This is a genomic window from Bradyrhizobium sp. Pa8 (assembly GCF_052588265.1).
Genome location: NZ_CP176767.1, coordinates 8,035,695 through 8,056,299, shown reverse-complemented (window position 1 = coordinate 8,056,299; position 20,605 = coordinate 8,035,695). Strand labels below are relative to the sequence as shown.

Below are 20,605 nucleotides of genomic sequence, written 5' to 3'. Positions count from 1 at the left end.
ACATGGTCCAGTGATTCCGTTTTTGCCTTGGCTTCCCGCCGTCCAATATCGGGACGCACTGATTGTCGGAGTTTCGAGATGATCGAACGGTTGCTTCTCCCCGTCGATGTCTATTCCGTTGCGGCGTTGCCGGTGGACCTGCTTTTCAACAAAACCAAACTCGCTACGGCGACGGCCTTCATTTGGCACTCTGATCGGCATTATCTGATCACTAACTGGCACAACGTCGCGGGCATGAATCCCTTCACCGGAAAACATCTCGCAGATCATGCTGGTGAGCCGGACGCGGTTGTCGTGTATTTTCCTATGCGAGAGGGGGCGACGGATCGTTGGTCTGTCCATTTCCGGCTCCGTGATGATCAAGGGCAGCCCAACTGGTTCGTCCATCCGAAGCACGGGCGGTCCGTCGATGTTGTTGCAATTCCGATCAACATCCCAACGGAGGCGCTGCCGACGCCGATCAACAAAATGAACTCCGAACCACTTGATATCCAAGTCGGGATGGATGTGTACGTGCTCGGCTATCCGTTCGGCATAGGCAAAACAAGCCTCCCAGTTTGGAAGCGGGCAAGCATCGCGAGTGAGCCGAGTCTTATATTTGATCAGCAACTCTACATGTTCTTGGATACTGCGTCTCGGAGGGGCATGTCTGGTGCTCCGGTCATACGCCGTAGCTGGAGCGCACATTCGCTTGAAGGGCAAAAGGGAATCATGGGAGGAGTCGCAACCCGCTTCATTGGCGTTTACTCAGGTAGAGTAGGCGCCCCAGACGACAATCTGCAATTAGGCCTGATGTGGCCAGCAAGCTTCGTTGAAGAAATTACACGGGGAAATCGAAGAGATAGCCTATGAAGCGTCACGGGAAATTCCGCTGCCCTATCTTCTTGGAGCTATTCTTACAGGCAATGCAGATTGCCTTCGTGAAGGTTGAGCCCAGTTCGACACAAGAGCTGTTCGAGTTCTTCGACCTATTGGAGCAGCAAGCCAAGACAGGCTTGCGCCCGAATGGTCCCATGGGCCGATATGGGGCCCGGCTCGCAAAAGTAGCGTGGCATTAAAATAAGCGTATCGCGTGCATATGGCCATCAAACCGGCTACCCTCGGGGCTTGGGTCGATTCGCTTCTGCTTGGGGCGGATATCGCGGGGGCATCATCGTGAGAACAGCTTGGCGGATATTCGAGCGTTTTGCGCACTGGGTTGGCCTATTGATAGCCATCGTGGCCATTGTAGCGGTTGGGGTGATAATTGGTCGACCCGCAGAGAAGAGTGGCTACCAGCCAAACTTTACAAACGTAGAGCAACAGCAAAAGCGCCTTGTGGTCTTCTTCGATGGCACCTGGAACAGCGTCGATAGCAACACAAACGTATGGCGCATGCGGGCGCTATGCGCAGCGAAGAGCAAGGATGGAAAATCCCAGCTCGTTTACTATTCCGTTGGTGTCAACGGGTTCCTAGGCGGAGTATTCGGCCAAGGGCTCGATGATAACATTCGTCTCGCCTACGAATGGCTTATTGAAAACTACAACGACGGGGATGAAATCTTCATCTTCGGATTTAGCCGAGGAGCCTTCACGGCTAGAAGCTTTGCGGGATTGATCGCCATTGATGGCATTCTGAAAGCTGGAGCGCCGATTGGCGTGGCTGAGTTGTTTGAGCGCTATAAGAAGGGAAACGAAGAGAGCATCTGGGATTTAAGGGACAAGGAAGCGGCTGGGGAAGCAAGCAAGATGACGGAGCAGGAGAGATGGCTGCTCAAATACTCATTGCCTACAAAAATAAAGGTCGTCGGAGTTTGGGACACGGTAGGGTCAGTGGGGTTGGCCGCTGGGAACATTCCCGGCGTTAGCCGTTCTTCGTTTGACTATCTGCAAACCGGACTTCGCATCCACATTCTGAACGGTTATTATGCTCTTGCTGTTGACGAGCACCGCAAAGACTTTGCCCCCACGCTCTGGGACGTTCATCATAAAGATCCGAAGAATCTTTCACAGGTCCGCCCGCTCTCGGGTGTGGAGCAGCGGTGGTTCGTGGGCGCTCACGCAAACGTCGGGGGAGGCTACGAGACCGATCTACTTGCACAAGCACCGCTGCGCTGGATGATGAAGAAGGCCGAATCCCAAGGGCTTTCGTTCCGTTCCGAAGTGGACCTCGATGGCGATGATATGACAGGAAAAATTGCCGATTCGTATAGGTCGTTTGGATCGGGAGTGTACGCTTGGATTTTTCCGCCGCTTTATCGCACCATTGGACAAGAACCCGACATTCGAGACGACGGAAGTCACGTTAATGTAAACGAGACGATAGATGCCAACGTGTTCAAGCGGTGGCGCGCCGACCCCACGTATCGTCCAGCCAATCTTGTCGAGTGGGCGCGGCGCAAGAAAGTTGATCCGGCTCAGTTTCAGACTTCCGTGCGCGCGGACGATCCTCGCGTTGGCGTATCGGACCCATAAAGGCCGGAGCGGAGGCGTCGAGCTGTCACCGGATCACCCCCTAGACCCAAACGCGTTAATGCTCTTGCTCAATACATGAGCGCAGGGGGCTTCGCTGGCTGAACGTGATGGGCGAGCCAGATATCATCCGACGTGAGTTTGATCTTGAAGGCGGATGGGTGCAATCCGACTTTGAGCAGGCAAGCCGGTTGCCAAGAAATACAAAACTCGGATACAAAGAACCGGTTTGCGAGCGTAAATTCGCTAGGTTTTTCAATGCTGAATTGGTCGGTTCGTGGTTCCCACCCAACTGTACCAATAAATCCAATAACTTAAGAAGCTCTGCTCCAGACCTTCGTTCTCGAAGCTACTAAGAAAAGCTAGCACCGCGGGGGGGACAGAGCGCGATCGTAGGTTACCGCACCTATCGCATTTTCCCAATTGTCGCGACCAGTTGGTCGGCTTCAAGCACGGTGTCATATTCTTCGTGCCTAACCTCCTTAGCACGTAGGTCTGTGCCAATACGCTTGAGCAACTCCTGGATGTCTCGATTCATTGCCACCTTATTGAGAGCTTCCCAATCTAACGAGTCCCGTTCTTCGGACGGAAAGAGGACTTGAGAAGCGGCAGGATCTTCAATGTCCAGCTCAATGACTCCGATGCCGAACGAGGTGGATAGGCGCTGCAGCTCGCTCCTAAAGTCCTCGTCAGTCGAGATATCAGCAGCGACTAAGTAGCCTTGGTGTGCGAATGACGAGTTTGATACAGCCTGAAAGAACGATTCTCGGAGATTCGCGAACGATAGTGCTTTCTTGATTTCGAAGGAAAATAGTTTGACGGCAAAGCCACCCGTCATCTGGCTAAAAGTAAGCACCTCATCCCGCCAGGCTGGATAGTACACGCCGATCATGTCCGGATGTATCCACTCGCCGAACTCATTTTTCTTTGATGTGCCGTGTCTAATGGTTTTGCATCGGGCTCCAAATTGGATGTAAGCGAATCGAGCGAGAAATGGATGTAGTTGAACTTCCTTGTAATGGTATTTCTCAGGAATCGACGCAGGACTGGACGCGGCCTGTTCCAACTCAGACGGCTGCTTTTCCTTGGCGAGACTTCTGAGATAGTAGCGAGCGGGCCTATCGCCGATTTTGATAAATCTCGATTGAGGATTGTCGCGCGCGTTCTCAAAAATTGCCGTGTACAAAGTCTGCGCTGGAGTTTTGCCCTGAGATCGCAGGTCTCGTTCGTATCCTTTGGCGGTTGCAAGCTTCCAAATTTCGGATGGCGATAGAGGGCGACGCTCCTCTGTAAGCACGCGTTCAGCTAATCCTAAGAAGGTCAAAACCGCCATTTCCTGCCCCTAGGCGCGTTCACTTGCCTTGGGAGAGTATGCCGAACCCTTGTCGTTCAAGAAGGGACGAGCTGGACATCTTCCACAGGCCATTGTTGAAATATGTTCACTGCATTAGCCCGAGCGGGCCGGCGATCCCGCCGCATCATCTCGGAATTGCGGTGACAATGCACAAGTTGGTCAGAGAAGCGCTTGCCGTCATTGTAGCTCCCGCATGTACTACGCTTTCGGAGGTCGCCTGCGACGACCTTCGGCTATAATTGGCTTGGTCAAATCATCTCCTCTAAGAAGTAGGCCCTCATCGATTTTCGCGGGCTCTTGGTATTGGGGATTGGTCAGAAGGACGTTCAACACAAAGCGGAGTAGGTCTGAAGCAACCAGGCGCTCTTCGGCATGGCTTGTATCGAGTGGCTCGGATGCTCTCTGTGAACGTTTCTTGCGGCGACCATGGACGATGCCCGATCTTGCCTCATAGAGGCGCTTCACCTTAGTCGCGACCTCGCTTGCCGGATAAGCCGGATCAGCGTGCAACAACGCAAGAGCCGCGGCCCGAAGCCGCAGCTTGTAGGACAGCGACTGGTTTTGATCGTCGCCGAGAAGAAGTTCGAGCCCAATCGTACCGTCTAGGATCGCGTCGGCCGCGTCGGTTCGCGTGAGACATCCATTCAGGCGGCTCAACGCAAGCCTGATGGCTTCGCTTTGGCTGCTAACTACCGCTTGATAAATACGGCGTACCTCCTTGAGATCGTCGGCGGTAACCGTCGCCCCCGGTTCGGTCCAGCCATACCTGTCGTATTCCTCCGGATAGCGGCGGAGGGTGGTGCCATAGATCGGCGTCAGGTCGCAGAAATATTCAAGTGCCCAGCCTCGCGGAACCCAGAGAAATTGCGCGTAGCCCGTGTTGATACCGGTCGCGATTCTGAGTGCACCAAAGAAGCTATCAATGGCATCCAGGACATTCGAAGACGCCTCACTGAGCGACCCGCTCACTTCATAAATGTTATCGACTTCGAGGCTCCAGACATTGGACACGAAGGCGTGTGTCGCGGCGCCGACGACCATCCGTACCGCTCCGGATCCCAGCGTGCTCATGCGCGCCCTCGCCAACTGGAGCTTTCTGGGCAGCCGGGTAATGTACGTCGTCTCGTTGAGCCGGAAATGATCGACGTCGAAGTGGGTCATTGCGACCGGGACGACAAGTCGAAAATCAAGCTTTTGCAAGATCGTTCCCAGTATCAAAGGCCGAATAACGGATTCGCGATACTTGGGATCGATCGATGCCTTGAGCCCATACAGATGCAAATAGCGCTCGACTGCCTCGCCAACCAGATTATCGACACGAGCATCCGAAGCCCTGCCGTTGTAAACAAAACGGTTCAGGTCCAGCCTTTTGCCAATATCGTGGGTTCGCAGGAACCTCGCGAGCTCGGTGCCTTTTGGCAATTCGGATTTTGAGTATCCCCCCGCAATCGCGCCGAGAAGTCCGCTGGGACGCACCCTCCCCACATAATTTCGTGGACTAGTGTCTTTATAAAAACCCGCCTCATGGAAGTGAGGGAAGCCACTGTCGAGCCCCGACATCATCGGGTAGTCGTGGTGTGGGCCAACATGCTGCCCCGGCCGGTTAACCTGAGCGACCACCGTCGCATGAAGCTCATCGAAGGCTTGCTCGAACAGCTCGAAATATCGGTCGAACTCATTCGATAGCTTTTCTAGCTCTGCATCTGTGGTGTCTGATGTCATCGAGAAAAATCACCGCGCTTGCGTAGAAATTGTCCCTTCCTGAGCCCTATACCTTATCCATGAGCACAAGTCTCTTGACCCCGCCACCACCATCACCACCACCGGCAACGTGACCGCCGCCAGCAGCGTCCCCAGCGCCACAGCGCCCGACACCGGGTTCACCAGCCGTCGGTACTGAACCGCAAAAATATACGCCTTCGCGCCGGTCGGCATTGCCGCGAACAGGCACGAACGCGACTGCCGGCGTCGCCAGAAGCTTGAGCACGCCCATCACTGCGATGCTCCTTGTCTTTGACCTCGCAGCGGAAGAAATGCGCAGAGTGATCGGCTGCGTCAACATTTCTGGCTTGGTTTGCTCATCCTCCGCGATGTAGCCTGATTGCGCATTGCGATCTGCGTCAATGGCCGTTCTCATCCCAATGACCTCGGCCGCATCACGTCTGGCCTTCTCGAGGAAATTCGAGCGCAACAATCGTTGGGGATCTCATGTCGAACTCCGATCTCGCGTTGTCGATTGCGCTCGGTGTCGGGCTTGCGGCCGCGACGGGCTTCCGTGTGTTCCTGCCGATGCTGGTTGCCAGCGTGGCCGCTTACTCGGGTTCGCTTCCTTTGGGCGACGGTTTCGCGTGGCTTGGAACACCTGCTGCAATGCTGATGCTTGGTGTGGCCGCGCTCCTGGAGGTTGGTGCGCATTTCGTTCCCGGCGTGGACAATTTGCTCGATGTCATCGCCGCGCCTGTCGCGGTGATCGCCGGAGCCATCCTCTCAGCGGCGACCATGGCAGACCTTCCGCCGATGATGAAATGGACGGCCGCCATCGTCGCGGGCGGCGGCGCGGCCGGCATCGTGCATGGCGTCACCGCGGCCGTGCGGGCCAAGTCGACAGTCATGACGGCTGGCCTCGGCAACTCAACCGTTGCGACCGCCGAACTGGGCGGTGCACTCCTCGTGTCGCTTCTTGCCCTGGCTGCGCCGGTTGCCGCCTTCGTGCTCGTCGTTCTGATGCTCTGGTTGGCGATACGTTTGATCCTGCGCTTGCGGAGGTCAGCTCCTCGCACGGATCAACCGGGATGACCGCGTGACTGCTCGTGCGGCTACCTCGCCCCCGCCACGATCACCACGAATTACGGTGACAGTGCACCAAACTTTCGACGCGGGGAGGGCCCTATCCGCAACGCTCAAAGCCAGTTTTGTGCGTTGTCGCTGTAGCTCCTCGGTTCGCAATGCGATATCGGTAGCGAGCCAAAGACGTTCATGGAAAAACAAGCCAGGCGGAAAAGATCGTGAGTTTCTTCGAGCGTCTCAAGACAGAAGCATCCGTTGAGTGGCGGGCCTACACCGAACATCCCTTTACGAACGGATTGGCAGACGGCTCGCTCCCCGAAGCGGCATTTCGTCACTATCTCGTTCAAGACTACCTGTTCCTCATCGAGTTTGCTCGCGCGTACGCGCTCGCGGTCTACAAGTCGCCCAAGCTTGCCGACATGCGTGAAGCAGCGGCCGGCCTTTCGGCCATCCTTGATGTCGAGATGAACCTGCATGTGAAGCTCTGTGCCGATTGGGGTCTATCCCCGGCCGACCTTGAACAGACCCCCCCGGCGGCCGAGATGCTGGCCTATACACGCTACGTGCTCGACGCAGGAATGCGCGGCGATCTGTTGGCACTCAAGGTGGCGCTTGCCCCCTGCGTGATCGGGTACGCGGAGATCGCAACGCGGCTCGCCTCGCACCCCGATGCGGACGCTGCGACGAACGCCTACCGCGTCTGGATCGCCGAGTACGCCGGCGTGCCGTACCAGGAGGTCGCTGCCAAAGCGCGGGCGCATATGGAGCATCTCGCCGATCTCTACGCCACGCCGGCCCGCGAGGCCGAGCTGATTGCGATCTTCAAGGAAGCCACCCGACTCGAGGCAGACTTCTGGGAGATGGCCTGGCGCGCGGGCCAGCGCGTCGAATAGCGGTCTCGGCAATCGTCAGGCGCACTACCTCACCCCCGCCACGATCACCACCACCACCGGCAACGTCACCGCCGCCAGTAGCGTCCCCAGCGCCACCGCTCCCGACACCGGGTTCACCAGCCGCTGATACTGCGCCGCGAAGATGTACGCGTTCGCGCCGGTCGGCATCGCCGCGAACAGCACGATCACGCCGGCCGCGACCGGAGGCAGACCGAGCAGCTTGGCCAGCACGAACGCCGCCGCCGGCATCGCCAGCAGCTTCAGCGCGCTCATCACCACGACACTCAACATCTCGCCCTTCACCTCGAACCGGAACAGATTGATGCCGAGCGCGATCAGCGCCGCCGGCGAACCCGCCTGCGCGAGCAGCTCGATCGTTCTGTCGACGACGAGGTTGAGACCGAGGCCGGTAAAACGCCAGACCACGCCAAAGCCGATCGCCAGCATCAGCGGGTTGCGCGCGAGATCCGCGAGCACTGGGCGGATGACCGACAGGACCGAGCCCGTCCGCTTGCGGCTGACAAGCTCCATCTGCAGGATGCCGCAGAGCCAGAGCAGCGGCGTGTTCACCGACAGGATCAGCGACATCGGGCCTGCGGCCTCGTTGCCGAGCGCCGAGAGCACGAGCGGAATGCCGAGCATCACGATGTTGCCGTAGACCGAGCCGATCGCGAATACGACGCCGTCCTCGCGGTCCTCGCGCCGCTCGCGCAGCAGGGCCGAGAGCGCCAGCGCCGCGATCCAGGTGACGGCGAGCGCGCCGTAATAGGCGCCCCACATCCGCCAGGGGCTGACAGCGGGGAATTCCGACACGACGATGGTGCGGAACAGCAGCGCGGGAATCGCGATGCTGAAGGCGAATTCGGAGATGCCCTTGTGCGCGGTCTCTGTGACGAAGCGAAACAGCACCGACGCATAGCCGGCCGCGATCAGGGCGAACACCGGCGCGACGATCAACACGGTGGCCATGCAGTCCTCACCTCACGGGGACATCACACGACCACCCCACGTCCTCGATCATGCCATCATGCCACTGTTTTGCCCGACGGGTCAAATCGATTTCGTAAAATCCGCAAGAAGCGATTGCGAATTCGTAGTGTTCGCATGGGCTTCGCTACTGTGCATGGGGTTGTTTTCGCGGTTTTGGTTTGGGGCCGGCACCCGGTCGAACCTCGCCCACCGCCGTCATCCCCCGCGAAAGCGGGGGATCCAGTACGCAGCGGCCCCTCGGGGGACGTCAGACGTCTCTGGAATACTGGGTCGCCCGGTCAAGCCGGGCGACGACACCTGAGAGTGTGGCTGGTGCCGCACCCTGTTGCCGAGACCGCACACGTCCGAGCTTTCGCCTTCCCCCTCGTTGCCAATGAACCCGCGTTCACCCACTATTCCCTCGACTCTACATTTGGGGGGATCGATGCCGGCGTTCCGTTTTCAAAAATCCTTGGCTGCTGCGATCTCGGGCATTGCGCTCGCCGTCCTGGTCGATCCCGGTGCCGGCTTCGCCTACACGCAGGAGGAGCAGCAGGCCTGCTCGCCGGACGCGATGCGGCTGTGCGGCGAGTTCGTTCCGAACGTCGATGCCATCACCGCCTGCATGATCCAGAAGAAGGCGCAACTCTCGCCGCAGTGCAAAGTGTTCTTCCGGCAGGGACCCGAGCCCGGCGAGGCCCGCGCCGGCAAGTCGACGGCCAAGAAGAGCACCAAGCCTTCGCAGAAGACGGCCAAGAAGAAGAAATCCAGCGAAAGCTGAGCGCGGGACCCTGCGTTCCTTCTTTGAAGCTCGTCATGTCAGGTCAACAGCGCGAAGCGCCGTCGCGTCGACGTCCCCAGCATGTGCGTTGCCGGCATCAGCTGCGCGCCAGCCTCCGGACTCCTTTTGTTCGCCTCCTTGTGCGGACGCCTGCGACAATTACCAGCGCGTTCGATGGAAAAGAGTCGCGAGAGGGTTTACCCGGCGAGGTTGCATTCCGTTTTTTCCCGCGTTGCTGCCGAAAAAGCGTGGGATTGCCGACGTGAAGGGCGTTTCGTTGCGATTGGTATCCTGGTCGCGCGACGCAGTGTGACTCAAAAGCCAACACGTCTTGTTATTTCGTGGCGCTGAGGCAACTGCCGATAAATTTTTCTTTCCCGAATCAGCGCGGTGATTCATTTTCGTGACCTGGGGTCAATCTGGAGGCCAAGGGTATGAACGTTATTGTTTTTGCATCGCGTAAAGGCGGCTCGGGCAAGAGTACCCTCGCCGCACATCTTGCCGCGCAGATCAAGGCGAGCAAGCAGGTCATGCTCGTGGACGCGGATCCGCAGGGCTCGCTCACGCTGTGGCACAAGCTGCGCGGCACCAACGAGCCGCCGATCAAGGCTGCCGTGAACTCGGTCAGCGGCATCGTCTCCGCTGCCAAGCGCGACGGTTATGAATGGGTGTTGATCGACACGCCGCCGAATCTGTCGGCCGTCGTCGACGACGCGATCAAGAACGCGACCATGGTGGTCATTCCGGCGCGTCCCGGCGTGTTCGACGTCAACGCGGTGCAGGAAACCATCCAGATGTGCCGCGCGGCGCGCAAGCCCTACGCGGTCGTGCTCAACGGTGCGCCGGCGCGCCGCGACGAGTCCGAAAGCCCGATCGTCACTATCGCCCGCGAGGCGCTGGCGAAATTCCGCGCTCCGGTGTGGGGCGGCCAGATCACCAACCGTTCGGATTTGCTGATGGCGCTCAGCCACGGCGAAGGCGCGCGCGAGTATCAGGCCGAGAGCCGTGCGGCCCAGGAAATCGCAAGGCTGTGGGCGGCGATCGAGCGTTCAGTGAAGGCTATTCGCGGCACGGCGTCGGCGTCCGGCGCAATGCACAAGCAGGCGGCATAATTTTCATTAATCAATCCCCGGACGGAAAGCGCGCGGAAGTCCGCGCGTTTTGCGTTTTGGTCCGGTGGAGACGAGTTACGCCACCATCAGCATGTAGAACACGATGACCGGCGAGAGCGTCAGGATCACCGACCAGATGCCGGCGGCCCAGAGAATGTCCTCGGTGGTAAAGCTCTGCTGTCCGGCGTCGTAATGCGACGCCACTTCATTCTGGATATTCACAAAACGCCCCCGCGATTTCTTCGCTTATGGGCGCTAGTGATAGCCGGGATGTTTTAAGATTCCGGGTCGCAATTTCGGGCGCATTCGAACACAGGTGCTACCACGGATTAACCATGCCGGCGCGGTGCGCGCGTCAGCGCTGGGTTAACGACGGGGCGCGTTCTTACCCTCCCCTGGAGGGGGAGGGTCGCTAGGCATTGCGCGAAGCGAAATGCCTAGCGGGGTGGGGTGACAGTCTCTCAGCATCGAACAGTGCCCGAGCGGAGAGATCACCCCACCCCGCTCGCGCTTCGCGCGATCGACCCTCCCCCTCCAGGGGAGGGTGAAGGACTCGCGCCGCCGCTAGAGCCTTTCATTGCTTAATGGAATCGGAGGGGATTCCGGTTTTTGGCGGATTGTGATTCAAGATGCTGACTGGATTGGAGGCCAGCATCGCATGACCCGACCTCTTTCCCTGGATCTTCGCGAGCGTGTGGTGGCGTCGGTTTTGGCGGGCGAGAGCTGCCGGTCTGTGGCGGAACGGTTTGGTGTTGCGGTCTCGTCGGTTGTGAAGTGGTCACAGCGGCAGCGGGCGACCGGCTCGGTTGTGCCTGGCAAGATGGGCGGTCACCGCAAGCCTGTGCTTGATCCGCACCGCGCCTTCATCGTCGAGCGGATCACTCAGACGCCGCACCTGACGCTGCATGGTCTGAAGGCGGAACTGGCAACCCGTGGGGTCAAGGTCTCACACAACGCGGTCTGGCTGTTCCTGCGTCGGGAAGGGCTGCGGTTCAAAAAAAACACTGTTCGCCCTCGAACAGGCTCGCGCCGACGTCTCTCGTAGGCGCCAGCGTTGGCGATCCTGGCAGGCCGGACTTGATCCGGGCCGGCTCGTCTTCATCGATGAGACCTGGATCAAGACCAACATGGCCCCTTTGCGGGGCTGGGGCCCCAAAGGGGCACGCCTGCGCGGCTTCGCCCCACACGGTCACTGGCGTACCCTCACATTCCTCGGCGCGCTCCGTCATGACCAACTCACGGCACCCTGCGTCTTCGACGGCCCGATCAACGGCGAATGCTTCCGCGCTTATGTGAAGCACCTTCTCCTGCCAACCCTGCGCGAAGGCGACATCGTCATTCTCGACAATCTCGGAAGCCACAAGTCGAAAGCTGTCAGGCAGATGATCCAGGCTGCTGGCGCCAGGCTCTGGTACCTGCCGCCATACTCGCCCGACCTCAACCCGATCGAACAGGCCTTCTCCAAGATCAAACACTGGATGCGGCAAGCTCAGAAGCGCACCATCGAGGACACTTGGCGCCACATCGGTCACCTCGTCCACGACATCCAGCCTCGCGAATGCGCCAACTACTTCGCCAACGCCGGTTATGCTTCAGTCAAAATGTGAAACGCTCTAGACCCACTCACTGTATTTCCTTCTGATCTCGTCGATGTAGTCCGCGCGCGATTTCACCTCATCCGCGGTCAATCCGATATCGCGCCGCAGCCAGTCGGATAACTCGCTGGCATATGAAACGCGTTGCCATGCCGCCTTCAGCGCTTCGCGCCACTGACGAATGTCCATAGGTCGATCTCTTTCCGGATTGAGATGGTGTCGAGCGGACACGACGCTGCCTTCCCTCTCCCGCACGGGGAGAAGGGGGTGGCAGCATGCGTGTGAAGAGAGGAAGCGGTGGCGCTACGCGGCGACTTTCATTCGTCGCTCGATTTCGCGGTCGATCTGGGCTGCGAGCTCGCTGCTCACTTCCACCATCGGCAGGCGCACTTCGGGGCTGTCGATCAGGCCGCACCGCCACAGCCAGTACTTCGCCGGCGCGGGGCTCGGCTCGGTGAACAACAGGCGCGTCAGCTCGGCGACCTCGCGCCAACGCGCTTGCGCCGCGTCGTGGTTGCCTCGCTTCACCTCGGCATGCACGGCCGCAAACGTCGCGGTCTCGACATGGGCGGACAGCACGATGCCGCCGTCGGCGCCGTCGGTGAGCGCCTCAAAATAGTTCGCATCCTCGCCGGTGAGCACGCGAAAGCCCTTCGGCCTGTCGCGCAGGAGCGCGATGGATTGCTCGCGGTTCGCGCCGCAATCCTTCAGCCCGACGATGTTCCGATGCTCGGCAAGCCGCAGCAGCGTCTGGTTGGTGATGTTGACCGAGGTGCGATACGGGATGTTGTAGAGCGCGATCGGCCAGGCGGCGTGATCGGCAAGGGCTTCGAAATGAGCCAGGAGCCCGCGCTGCGAGGGCCGCACATAATAGGGGCTCGCGATCAGATAGCCGTCGATCGGCCAGTCCGCGGTCTCGTCGAGGCGTTCCTTCAGCCGCGAGGTGTCCGCGCCCGACAGTCCGAGGCAGATCGGAATGCTGCGGCGCCCCGCCGTCATCTCGTCGCGCACGATGGCGACGAGGCGTTCAAGCTCGGCCGCGCGCAGCGTCATGCCTTCGCCGGAGGTCGCCCCGAGGATGAAGCCGTCGACGGCCTGTCCGCTGTAATGTCGCGTCAGGCGCCGTAGCGACCTCTCGTCGAGAGCGCCGTCGCGAAACGGCGTCACCAGCGGCAGCCAGAGTCCGTGCAAATGATCGTGTAGGCCGGTCATGTTCCATCTCCTTCTCGGGAAAAAACCTGAGACGGAGGGCACATGAAAAAACCCCGTCCAGGCGGCGGGGTTTTCGGGATTTGCTTGCGATGACGAAGCTGTGTTAGCGCGCGCAAAAATCCGAGGTCCCCGGATAGGGGCCTTTTTTCGAGGCGACTGCCTTGAATGAGATTGCGCACGACTTCGTGATCATTGGCAAATGATGCGGGGTGTACGTGGAACTGTCAATACACGCGGAACGCGATACTCGAACGGGACAGAAAAAAAGCCGGGCTCAAGCGAGCCCGGCTTAAGGTATTGGCCACGTGAGGCCGACACAATCACCTTCCAAGAGGGATTACTGAACTCCCGCGCCACTGGAGGAGGGGGACAAATGCGCAACGCGAAGGCTCAGCGTGCAAGCAGTATGGGCTCGACGAGCGCCATGCAGCAACCGTCCAAGCCGCATGTCAGACATGCGGAAATCAGGAAGGCCAGCGCTGCGCCTTGCTCACCACGAAGTCGCGGAACACCTGCACGCGCGCGACCGTCTTCAACTCCTCGGGATAGACGAAATAAGTGTCGAGCTGGATCGAATCCGATTCTCCGAACAGCTGCACCAGGCGGCTCTGCTCTTCGATCAGATAGTCCGGCAGCGCCGCGATGCCGAGGCCCTGCTGGCAGGCGCGGACGAGGCCGAGAATGTTGTTCACCCTGAAATAGGCCTCGCGCGGACCAGAGCCGTTGCGGCCGGCTTCGACCAGCCAGTTGCGGTTCTGAAGATGCGGCGCGAAGTTGCCGTCGGACAGCGTGATGATGCGGTGAGAGTCGAGCTCCTCGAGCGTGCGCGGCGTGCCGAAGCGCTTGATGTAATCCGGCGAGCAATAGGCGTGGAAGCCCATCGCGAACAGCTTGCGCTGGATGAGATCCGGCTGCGTCGGCTTGCGGGTGCGGATCGCGACGTCCGCCTCGCGCATCGACAGGTCGAGCTCCTCGTCGGTGACGATCAGCGAGATCCGGATCTCCGGATAGAGCGCAGTGAATTCGCCGAGCCGCGGGATCAGCCAGTTGATGCCGACGCCGGGCGTGGTGGTGATCTTGAGGTCGCCGCTCGGCCGCTCGCGGCTGTCGGTCAGCTTGGCGCGCGCTGCCTGCAGCTGCATGAACACGTCATGCGCGGTGCGGAACAGCAGGTCGCCCTGCTCGGTGAGGATCAGGCCGCGGGCGTGGCGGTGGAACAGCGAGACCGAGAGCTCCTGCTCCAGTGCCGAGACCTGGCGGGACACCGCCGATTGCGACAGGCCGAGCTGCTCGCCCGCATGCGTGAAGCTGCCCGCTTCCGCCGCCGCGTGAAACACCTTCAGCTTGTCCCAATCCATATCCGTAAATCCGTCGCGTGTTCGAGGCATGATCTTTATTCCGCTGCAGCGCGCTCGCTGGCGCGCAGGGCCAGGAAACGTTCGGCTTCGAGAGCTGCCATGCAGCCGAGGCCGGCGGCCGTCACGGCCTGACGATAGGTCTCGTCGGCGACGTCGCCGGCGGCGAACAGGCCGGGCACCGAGGTGGCGGTCGAGTTCGGGGCGACCTCGACATAGCCCGACCGTTTCAGCCTGACCTGATCCTTCACGAGTTCGGTCGCCGGCGCGTGTCCAATGGCGATGAAGACACCGTCGGTCCGCACATCGGTCAAGGCACCGGTCTTGACGTTCTTCAGTCGCAGATGGGTGACCTTGTTCGGGTTCTCGGTGCCGCAGATCTCGTCAACAGCCGAGTCCCAGACCACCTTGATCTTCGGGTGCTTGAACAGACGCTCCTGCAGGATGCGTTCGGCGCGGAAGTGATCGCGACGATGCACGATGGTGACCTGCGAGGCATGGTTGGTGAGGTAGAGGGCTTCCTCGACCGCGGTATTGCCGCCGCCGACCACCACGACTTCCTTGTTGCGGTAGAAGAAGCCGTCGCAGGTGGCGCAGGCCGACACGCCGCCGCCCTGGAATTTCGTTTCCGACGGCAGCCCGAGCCAGCGCGCTTGCGCGCCGGTGGCGAGGATGACGGTGTCGGCGAGATAGACGTCGCCGCTGTCGCAGGTGAGGCGGAACGGCCGCTGCATAGTCTCCAGCTTGGTGACCAGGTCGGAGACGATCTTGGTGCCGACATGGACCGCCTGCTTCTCCATCTGCTCCATCAGCCAGGGGCCCTGGATCACGTCGGCGAAGCCCGGATAGTTCTCGACGTCGGTGGTGATGGTGAGCTGGCCGCCCGCCTGGATCCCCTGGATCAGGATCGGCTCGAGCATTGCGCGCGCGGCGTAGATTGCCGCCGTGTAACCGGCGGGGCCGGAGCCAATAATGACGACCTTTGCATGAACAGTGGCAGACATTTTGACGGACGCCTTTCACGGGGGATCTGCAGCGCGGGTGCGGAACGTGCCGGGAGGCCTCGCGGAAGCGCTGAAATATCAGAGCTAATCTAAGCCTTCTGGTGAGCTATGCAAGAATTGCATTCCCTATCGGCGGATTTTTCCAACAGGGAACAAAAGTCGATTGCGCTGCACGCGCAATAAAATTGCGCAATGGCTGCGGACTGGCTATGAGGATTGCGTCAAATCCACCAATACAGCCGCAAAGGCCAGGAGTTCCAATCACGTGTCGCGGAACCTAGACGAGATCGACCTGAAAATTCTCACCGAGGTCCAGGCCGACGGTCGAATCACGAATGTCGAGCTGGCCAAGCGCGTCGGCATCTCGCCGCCACCTTGCCTCCGCCGCGTCCGCGCGCTGGAGGAGGAGGGCTATATCCATGGTTATCGTGGCCTGCTCGACGCCCGCAAGCTCGGCTTCGACGTCACCGTGTTCGCCGCGGTGCACCTGTCCAGCCAGGCCGAGGCGGATTTGCGCGCCTTCGAGGAGTTCGTCCGCGCCGAGCCCCTGGTGCGGGAATGCTGGATGCTGTCGGGCGAGGTCGATTTCATCCTGAAATGCGTCGCGCCCGACATGGCCACCTTCCAGGATTTCGTGACGCACCTCACCGCCGCGCCCCATGTGCGTAACGTGCGGACGTCGCTGGTGCTGCATAATTCGAAATACGAGGCGGCCGTGCCGCTTGATGTGAAGGGAAGAAGGTAAGTCTTCTCTCTCTCCCCGTTCTTACGGGGGGAGGCACACAGCACCCGGCAATACCCCGAAACAAAAGGCCGCGCAGTGCGCGGCCTTTTCGAAACATCATACGTAGCGGCAAATGCTTACCGCCACTCCACCTTGGTGATCTCATACGCCTTGGCGCCGCCGGGGGCGTTGACCTCGACAGTCGAACCCTTCTTCTTGCCGATCAGCGCGCGCGCGAGCGGCGAGGTGATGGAGATGCGGCCCTTTTTGGCGTCGGCCTCGACCTCGCCGACGATCTGCCACACCGTCTTCTTCTCGGTGTCCTCATCGACCAGCGTCACGGTGGCGCCGAACTTGATGGTGTCGCCGGACAGCTTGGAAATATCGATGATATCGGCGCGCGCGAGTTTGTCCTCGAGCTCGGCGATGCGGCCCTCATTGTGGGACTGCTCTTCCTTCGCGGCATGATATTCCGCGTTTTCCGACAGGTCGCCGTGCGAGCGCGCTTCCGCAATATGCTCGATGATGCGCGGACGGTCCTCGGACTGGCGCTTCTTCAATTCTTCCCCGAGCGCGGCAAAGCCGCCCGCTGTCATCGGAACCTTTTCCATCTCTTCTCTCGTCCTTCGATCGCGCGCCCCACGAAAACAGAGGGCGCGGCAACCTTGATTCGTCAGTATGTCCGGGGGGCTAAACACGCCGCCGCCGGAGCGTTATGTGGGTCTGGCGCCGGAACAGAACAACCACAATGCCCGGGCAGTTCCTCCGGCCATTGTGGCTTCATTGCCAATCACTTACCGGCAGCCTAGCCGCCACTAGCGATCAGGTTTCCGAAAAGTAGCTCTGCAGGGTCCGAACCTCAAGGTCCCCGCCCAGATAGGCGCGGATGCCCTGCGCGGCCGCCACGGCCCCGGAAAGAGTGGTGTAATACGGCACTTTATGCAAGAGGGCCGCGCGCCGCAGCGAGCGGCTGTCGGCGAGCGCCTGCGGGCCTTCGGTGGTGTTGAGGACGAGCTGGACATCGCCATTGGTGATGGCATCGACGATGTGCGGCCGTCCCTCAAGCACCTTGTTGACCCTCTCGGTCGGGATGCCCTGATCGGTCAGGAAGCGCGCCGTGCCCGATGTCGCCAGCACCTTGAAGCCGAGCGAATGCAATTCGCGAACGGCCTCGGCGATGCGCGTCTTGTCGCTCTCGCGAACCGAGACGAACACCGTGCCTTTGCGCGGCACCCGCGTGCCGCCGCCGAGCTGACTCTTGGCAAATGCCACCGCGAAGGAGCTGTCGATGCCCATGACCTCGCCGGTCGAGCGCATCTCGGGGCCGAGCACCGTGTCGACGCCGGGGAAGCGGGCGAACGGAAACACCGATTCCTTCACGCCGACATGCTTGAAGTCCGCCTTCTTCAGCTTGAAGTCGGCGAGCTTCTCGCCGGCCATGATGCGCGCTGCGATCTTGGCGACCGGCGTGCCGACCACCTTGGCGACGAAGGGCACCGTGCGGGAGGCGCGCGGGTTGACTTCGAGCACGTAGATCTCGCCGTCCTTGATCGCGTACTGCACATTCATCAGGCCGACGACGTCGAGGCCGAGCGCCAGCTCACGCGTCTGCCGCTCCAGCTCCTCGATCATCTTCGCGTCGAGCGAATGCGGAGGCAGCGAGCAGGCGCTATCGCCGGAATGGATGCCGGCTTCCTCGATGTGCTCCATGATGCCGACGATGAAGGTGTCCTTGCCGTCGCAGAGGCAGTCGACGTCGATCTCGGTGGCGTCGGATAGATAGCGGTCGAACAGCAGCGGGTTCTTGCCGAGCACGGTGTTGATCTGCCCGGTCTTGTCGTTCGGGTAGCGCGCCTTGACGTCGGCCGGCACCAGCTCCGGCAGCGTGCCGAGCAGATAATCGCTGAGCTGGTTCTCCTCGCGGATGATCTGCATCGCGCGGCCGCCGAGCACGTAGGACGGGCGCACCACCAGTGGCAGGCCGAGATCGGTTGCGACCAGGCGCGCCTGCTCGACCGAATAGGCGATGCCGTTCTTCGGCTGCTTCAGCCGGAGCTTGTCGAGCACGCGCTTGAAGCGGTCGCGGTCTTCGGCAAGGTCGATGGCGTCGGGCGAAGTGCCGAGGATCGGCACTTCGGCGGCTTCCAGCGCACGCGCCAGCTTCAGCGGGGTCTGGCCGCCGAACTGCACGATCACGCCGTGCAGCGTGCCGTTGGTGCGCTCCTTCGCGATGATCTCCAGCACGTCCTCGGCGGTGAGCGGCTCGAAATAGAGCCGGTCGGCGGTGTCGTAGTCGGTCGACACCGTCTCGGGATTGCAGTTGACCATGATGGATTCGTAACCGGCGTCATGCAGTGCGAAGCAGGCGTGACAGCAGCAATAGTCGAACTCGATGCCCTGACCGATCCGGTTGGGCCCGCCACCGAGGATGATGACCTTCTTCTTGTCCGACGGCGAGCTCTCGTCCGCAGGCGCGCCCGCAAACAGCGCCTCATAGGTCGAATACATGTAGGCGGTCGGCGACGCGAACTCGGCCGCGCAGGTGTCGATGCGCTTGTAGACGGGGCGGACACCGAGCGCGTGGCGCTTCGCCGTCACGTCAGCTTCCGTCGTTTCGGCGAGCACAGCGAGCCGCGCATCGGAGAAGCCCATGGCCTTGAGCGTGCGCATGCCGAAGGCGTTGCCCGGCAGGCCGTTCTTCCGGACCTTCTCCTCCATGTCGACGATGCCGCGCATCTCGCTGAGGAACCACGGATCGATCTTGCAGGAGTTGAAGATGTCCTCGTTCGACCAGCCGAGCCGCATGGCCTGGGCGACCTGCAGCAGCCGGTTCGGCGTCGGCGTGCCGAGCGCGGCACGGATCGCATTCTTGTCGTCGTGCTGGCCTAGCCCCTCGATCTCGATCTCGTCGAGCCCGGTCAGGCCGGTCTCGAGTCCGCGCAGCGCCTTCTGCAGGCTCTCCTGGAAGGTACGGCCGATCGCCATCACTTCGCCGACCGACTTCATCGACGTGGTCAGCGTGGTCGATGCGCCCGGGAATTTCTCGAAGGCGAAGCGCGGAATCTTGGTGACGACGTAGTCGATGGTCGGCTCGAACGAGGCCGGCGTCGCGCCGCCGGTGATGTCGTTGGCGATCTCGTCCAGCGTGTAGCCGACCGCGAGCTTGGCTGCGACCTTGGCGATCGGGAAGCCGGTGGCCTTGGAGGCCAGTGCGGACGACCGCGACACGCGCGGATTCATCTCGATCACGACCATGCGGCCGTCTTCGGGATTGACGCCGAACTGCACGTTGGAGCCGCCGGTCTCGACGCCGATCTCGCGCAGCACCGCCAGCGAGGCGTCGCGCATGATCTGGTATTCCTTGTCGGTCAGCGTGAGCGCCGGTGCGACCGTGATGGAGTCGCCCGTGTGCACGCCCATCGGATCGAGGTTCTCGATCGAGCAGACAATGATGCAATTGTCTTTCTTGTCGCGCACGACCTCCATCTCGTACTCTTTCCAGCCGAGCACGGATTCTTCGATCAGTACTTCGTTGGTGGGAGACGCGTCGAGCCCGCGCTCGATGATGTCGAGGAACTCTTCCTTGTTGTAAGCAATGCCGCCGCCGGTGCCGCCCATCGTGAAGGAGGGGCGGATGATTGCGGGCAGGCCGATCTCGGACAGTGCCATCAGCGCCTGGCCGAGCGCATATTCCTGGTAGCGCTTGCGGCGGTCGCTTTCGCCGAGCACCCATTGCCGTTCGTGTTCCTCGAGGGCGGCACCCGACAGCTTCTCGCGTTCGGCCCGGTGCTTGTCGCGGAAGGACTTCTTCAACTCGGACGCGTTGGCGAGCCGCGACTTTGGCGTCTCAAGCCCGATCTTGGTCATGGCCTCGCGGAACAGCTGACGGTCTTCCGCCTTGTCGATCGCGTCCGCGGTCGCGCCGATCATCTCGACGTCGAACTTTTCCAGAGTGCCCTGCCGGCGCAGCGACAGTGCGCAGTTCAGCGCGGTCTGTCCGCCCATGGTCGGCAGCAGCGCGAAGCCGCCGGGAATGACGTGACGTTCCTTCTCGATGATCTTGGCGACGATCTCGGGCGTGATCGGCTCGATGTAGGTGGCGTCGGCCAATTCCGGGTCGGTCATGATGGTGGCCGGGTTGGAATTGACGAGGACGATGCGATAGCCCTCCTCCTTCAACGTCTTCACCGCTTGCGTGCCCGAATAGTCGAACTCGCAGGCCTGGCCGATCACGATGGGACCGGCGCCGATGATCAGGATGGTGGTGATGTCTGTACGTTTGGGCATCAACTCTCGCCGAAGTGGAATTTAGGCACAAAAAAAGGGCGCGCTTGTTGCGCGTCCCCTGTGGCCGAGAGCGCGTTGGTC

At 60.8% G+C, this 20,605-nt stretch carries 19 protein-coding genes; 8 read left to right on the top strand and 11 right to left on the bottom strand.

What is annotated here, in order from left to right; genetic code table 11:
* Positions 1-78: 78 nt before the first annotated feature.
* On the top strand, positions 79-852 hold the full coding sequence (locus ACKWRH_RS38135; RefSeq protein WP_283017711.1) for a S1 family peptidase: 774 nt from the start codon (positions 79-81) through the stop codon (positions 850-852).
* 303 nt (positions 853-1,155) lie between these two features.
* Positions 1,156-2,454, top strand: a complete 1,299-nt coding sequence (locus ACKWRH_RS38130; RefSeq protein WP_445217740.1) for a DUF2235 domain-containing protein — start codon at positions 1,156-1,158, stop codon at positions 2,452-2,454.
* 403 nt (positions 2,455-2,857) lie between these two features.
* Here ACKWRH_RS38130 and ACKWRH_RS38125 read toward each other — a convergent pair whose 3' ends face one another.
* The 3 genes from ACKWRH_RS38125 to ACKWRH_RS38115 form a co-directional block, all read right to left on the bottom strand.
* Complete coding sequence (locus ACKWRH_RS38125) at positions 2,858-3,784, bottom strand: HTH domain-containing protein (RefSeq protein WP_445217739.1); 927 nt, start codon at positions 3,782-3,784, stop codon at positions 2,858-2,860.
* Between the two features lie 219 nt (positions 3,785-4,003).
* Complete coding sequence (locus tag ACKWRH_RS38120; protein ID WP_445217738.1) at positions 4,004-5,527, bottom strand: hypothetical protein; 1,524 nt, start codon at positions 5,525-5,527, stop codon at positions 4,004-4,006.
* Positions 5,528-5,573: 46 nt separating this feature from the next.
* The gene (locus ACKWRH_RS38115) at positions 5,574-5,999 is read right to left on the bottom strand and encodes a hypothetical protein (RefSeq protein WP_445217737.1); all 426 of its coding nucleotides are present in this window, start codon (positions 5,997-5,999) and stop codon (positions 5,574-5,576) included.
* 35 nt (positions 6,000-6,034) lie between these two features.
* Between ACKWRH_RS38115 and ACKWRH_RS38110 the strand changes: the two genes are divergently transcribed.
* Together ACKWRH_RS38110 and tenA are read left to right on the top strand one after the other, a co-directional pair.
* The gene (locus tag ACKWRH_RS38110) at positions 6,035-6,601 is read left to right on the top strand and encodes a DUF4126 domain-containing protein (RefSeq protein WP_445217736.1); all 567 of its coding nucleotides are present in this window, start codon (positions 6,035-6,037) and stop codon (positions 6,599-6,601) included.
* Between the two features lie 209 nt (positions 6,602-6,810).
* Complete coding sequence (gene tenA, locus ACKWRH_RS38105; protein ID WP_445217735.1) at positions 6,811-7,485, top strand: thiaminase II; 675 nt, start codon at positions 6,811-6,813, stop codon at positions 7,483-7,485.
* A gap of 24 nt (positions 7,486-7,509) precedes the next feature.
* Here the strand turns inward: tenA and ACKWRH_RS38100 are convergent, their stop codons facing one another.
* The gene (locus tag ACKWRH_RS38100) at positions 7,510-8,454 is read right to left on the bottom strand and encodes an AEC family transporter (protein WP_445217734.1); all 945 of its coding nucleotides are present in this window, start codon (positions 8,452-8,454) and stop codon (positions 7,510-7,512) included.
* A gap of 445 nt (positions 8,455-8,899) precedes the next feature.
* Between ACKWRH_RS38100 and ACKWRH_RS38095 the strand changes: the two genes are divergently transcribed.
* Together ACKWRH_RS38095 and ACKWRH_RS38090 are read left to right on the top strand one after the other, a co-directional pair.
* Positions 8,900-9,235 (top strand): hypothetical protein, encoded by a 336-nt coding sequence (locus ACKWRH_RS38095; RefSeq protein WP_445217733.1) that lies wholly within the window; start codon positions 8,900-8,902, stop codon positions 9,233-9,235.
* Between the two features lie 434 nt (positions 9,236-9,669).
* The gene (locus ACKWRH_RS38090) at positions 9,670-10,347 is read left to right on the top strand and encodes a ParA family protein (RefSeq protein WP_028150667.1); all 678 of its coding nucleotides are present in this window, start codon (positions 9,670-9,672) and stop codon (positions 10,345-10,347) included.
* 75 nt (positions 10,348-10,422) lie between these two features.
* Here the strand turns inward: ACKWRH_RS38090 and ACKWRH_RS38085 are convergent, their stop codons facing one another.
* On the bottom strand, positions 10,423-10,569 hold the full coding sequence (locus ACKWRH_RS38085; protein ID WP_014492080.1) for a hypothetical protein: 147 nt from the start codon (positions 10,567-10,569) through the stop codon (positions 10,423-10,425).
* A 436-nt stretch (positions 10,570-11,005) separates the two neighbouring features.
* On the opposite strand from ACKWRH_RS38085, the gene ACKWRH_RS38080 reads away from it, so the two are divergent.
* A protein-coding gene (locus ACKWRH_RS38080; RefSeq protein ID WP_445215585.1) for an IS630 family transposase occupies positions 11,006-11,954 on the top strand; the annotation gives its coding sequence in 2 pieces (ribosomal slippage) (positions 11,006-11,341 and positions 11,343-11,954; 948 coding nt in all).
* Positions 11,955-11,960: 6 nt separating this feature from the next.
* Here ACKWRH_RS38080 and ACKWRH_RS38075 read toward each other — a convergent pair.
* From ACKWRH_RS38075 to trxB, 4 genes are all read right to left on the bottom strand, one after another.
* Entirely contained in the window at positions 11,961-12,131 is a 171-nt protein-coding gene (locus ACKWRH_RS38075) for a hypothetical protein (protein ID WP_445217732.1), read from the bottom strand.
* Positions 12,132-12,245: 114 nt separating this feature from the next.
* Entirely contained in the window at positions 12,246-13,154 is a 909-nt protein-coding gene (locus tag ACKWRH_RS38070) for a 4-hydroxy-tetrahydrodipicolinate synthase family protein (protein ID WP_445217731.1), read from the bottom strand.
* A gap of 464 nt (positions 13,155-13,618) precedes the next feature.
* Positions 13,619-14,542: a LysR family transcriptional regulator gene (locus tag ACKWRH_RS38065; protein ID WP_027534296.1), complete on the bottom strand. Its 924-nt coding sequence runs from the start codon at positions 14,540-14,542 to the stop codon at positions 13,619-13,621.
* A 5-nt stretch (positions 14,543-14,547) separates the two neighbouring features.
* On the bottom strand, positions 14,548-15,513 hold the full coding sequence (gene trxB / locus ACKWRH_RS38060; protein ID WP_445217730.1) for a thioredoxin-disulfide reductase: 966 nt from the start codon (positions 15,511-15,513) through the stop codon (positions 14,548-14,550).
* Between the two features lie 265 nt (positions 15,514-15,778).
* Between trxB and ACKWRH_RS38055 the strand changes: the two genes are divergently transcribed.
* Complete coding sequence (locus ACKWRH_RS38055) at positions 15,779-16,258, top strand: Lrp/AsnC family transcriptional regulator (RefSeq protein ID WP_028150670.1); 480 nt, start codon at positions 15,779-15,781, stop codon at positions 16,256-16,258.
* 116 nt (positions 16,259-16,374) lie between these two features.
* Here ACKWRH_RS38055 and greA read toward each other — a convergent pair whose 3' ends face one another.
* Both greA and carB read right to left on the bottom strand, forming a co-directional pair.
* On the bottom strand, positions 16,375-16,848 hold the full coding sequence (greA, locus tag ACKWRH_RS38050; protein ID WP_007596674.1) for a transcription elongation factor GreA: 474 nt from the start codon (positions 16,846-16,848) through the stop codon (positions 16,375-16,377).
* Positions 16,849-17,059: 211 nt separating this feature from the next.
* Positions 17,060-20,524, bottom strand: coding sequence for a carbamoyl-phosphate synthase large subunit (gene carB / locus ACKWRH_RS38045; RefSeq protein WP_445217729.1), 3,465 nt, complete (start codon positions 20,522-20,524; stop codon positions 17,060-17,062).
* Positions 20,525-20,605: the final 81 nt, after the last annotated feature.

Excerpts from the sequence above, each read along its gene's own strand:
- ACKWRH_RS38135 (WP_283017711.1), top strand. The coding sequence starts at position 79 with ATGATCGAACGGTTGCTTCTCCCCGTCGATGTCTATTCCGTTGCGGCG.
- ACKWRH_RS38125 (WP_445217739.1), bottom strand. The coding sequence starts at position 3,784 with ATGGCGGTTTTGACCTTCTTAGGATTAGCTGAACGCGTGCTTACAGAG.
- ACKWRH_RS38120 (WP_445217738.1), bottom strand. The coding sequence starts at position 5,527 with ATGACATCAGACACCACAGATGCAGAGCTAGAAAAGCTATCGAATGAG.
- ACKWRH_RS38100 (WP_445217734.1), bottom strand. The coding sequence starts at position 8,454 with ATGGCCACCGTGTTGATCGTCGCGCCGGTGTTCGCCCTGATCGCGGCC.
- ACKWRH_RS38095 (WP_445217733.1), top strand. The coding sequence starts at position 8,900 with ATGCCGGCGTTCCGTTTTCAAAAATCCTTGGCTGCTGCGATCTCGGGC.
- ACKWRH_RS38090 (WP_028150667.1), top strand. The coding sequence starts at position 9,670 with ATGAACGTTATTGTTTTTGCATCGCGTAAAGGCGGCTCGGGCAAGAGT.
- ACKWRH_RS38075 (WP_445217732.1), bottom strand. The coding sequence starts at position 12,131 with ATGGACATTCGTCAGTGGCGCGAAGCGCTGAAGGCGGCATGGCAACGC.
- ACKWRH_RS38070 (WP_445217731.1), bottom strand. The coding sequence starts at position 13,154 with ATGACCGGCCTACACGATCATTTGCACGGACTCTGGCTGCCGCTGGTG.
- ACKWRH_RS38065 (WP_027534296.1), bottom strand. The coding sequence starts at position 14,542 with ATGCCTCGAACACGCGACGGATTTACGGATATGGATTGGGACAAGCTG.
- trxB (WP_445217730.1), bottom strand. The coding sequence starts at position 15,513 with ATGTCTGCCACTGTTCATGCAAAGGTCGTCATTATTGGCTCCGGCCCC.
- greA (WP_007596674.1), bottom strand. The coding sequence starts at position 16,848 with ATGGAAAAGGTTCCGATGACAGCGGGCGGCTTTGCCGCGCTCGGGGAA.
- carB (WP_445217729.1), bottom strand. The coding sequence starts at position 20,524 with ATGCCCAAACGTACAGACATCACCACCATCCTGATCATCGGCGCCGGT.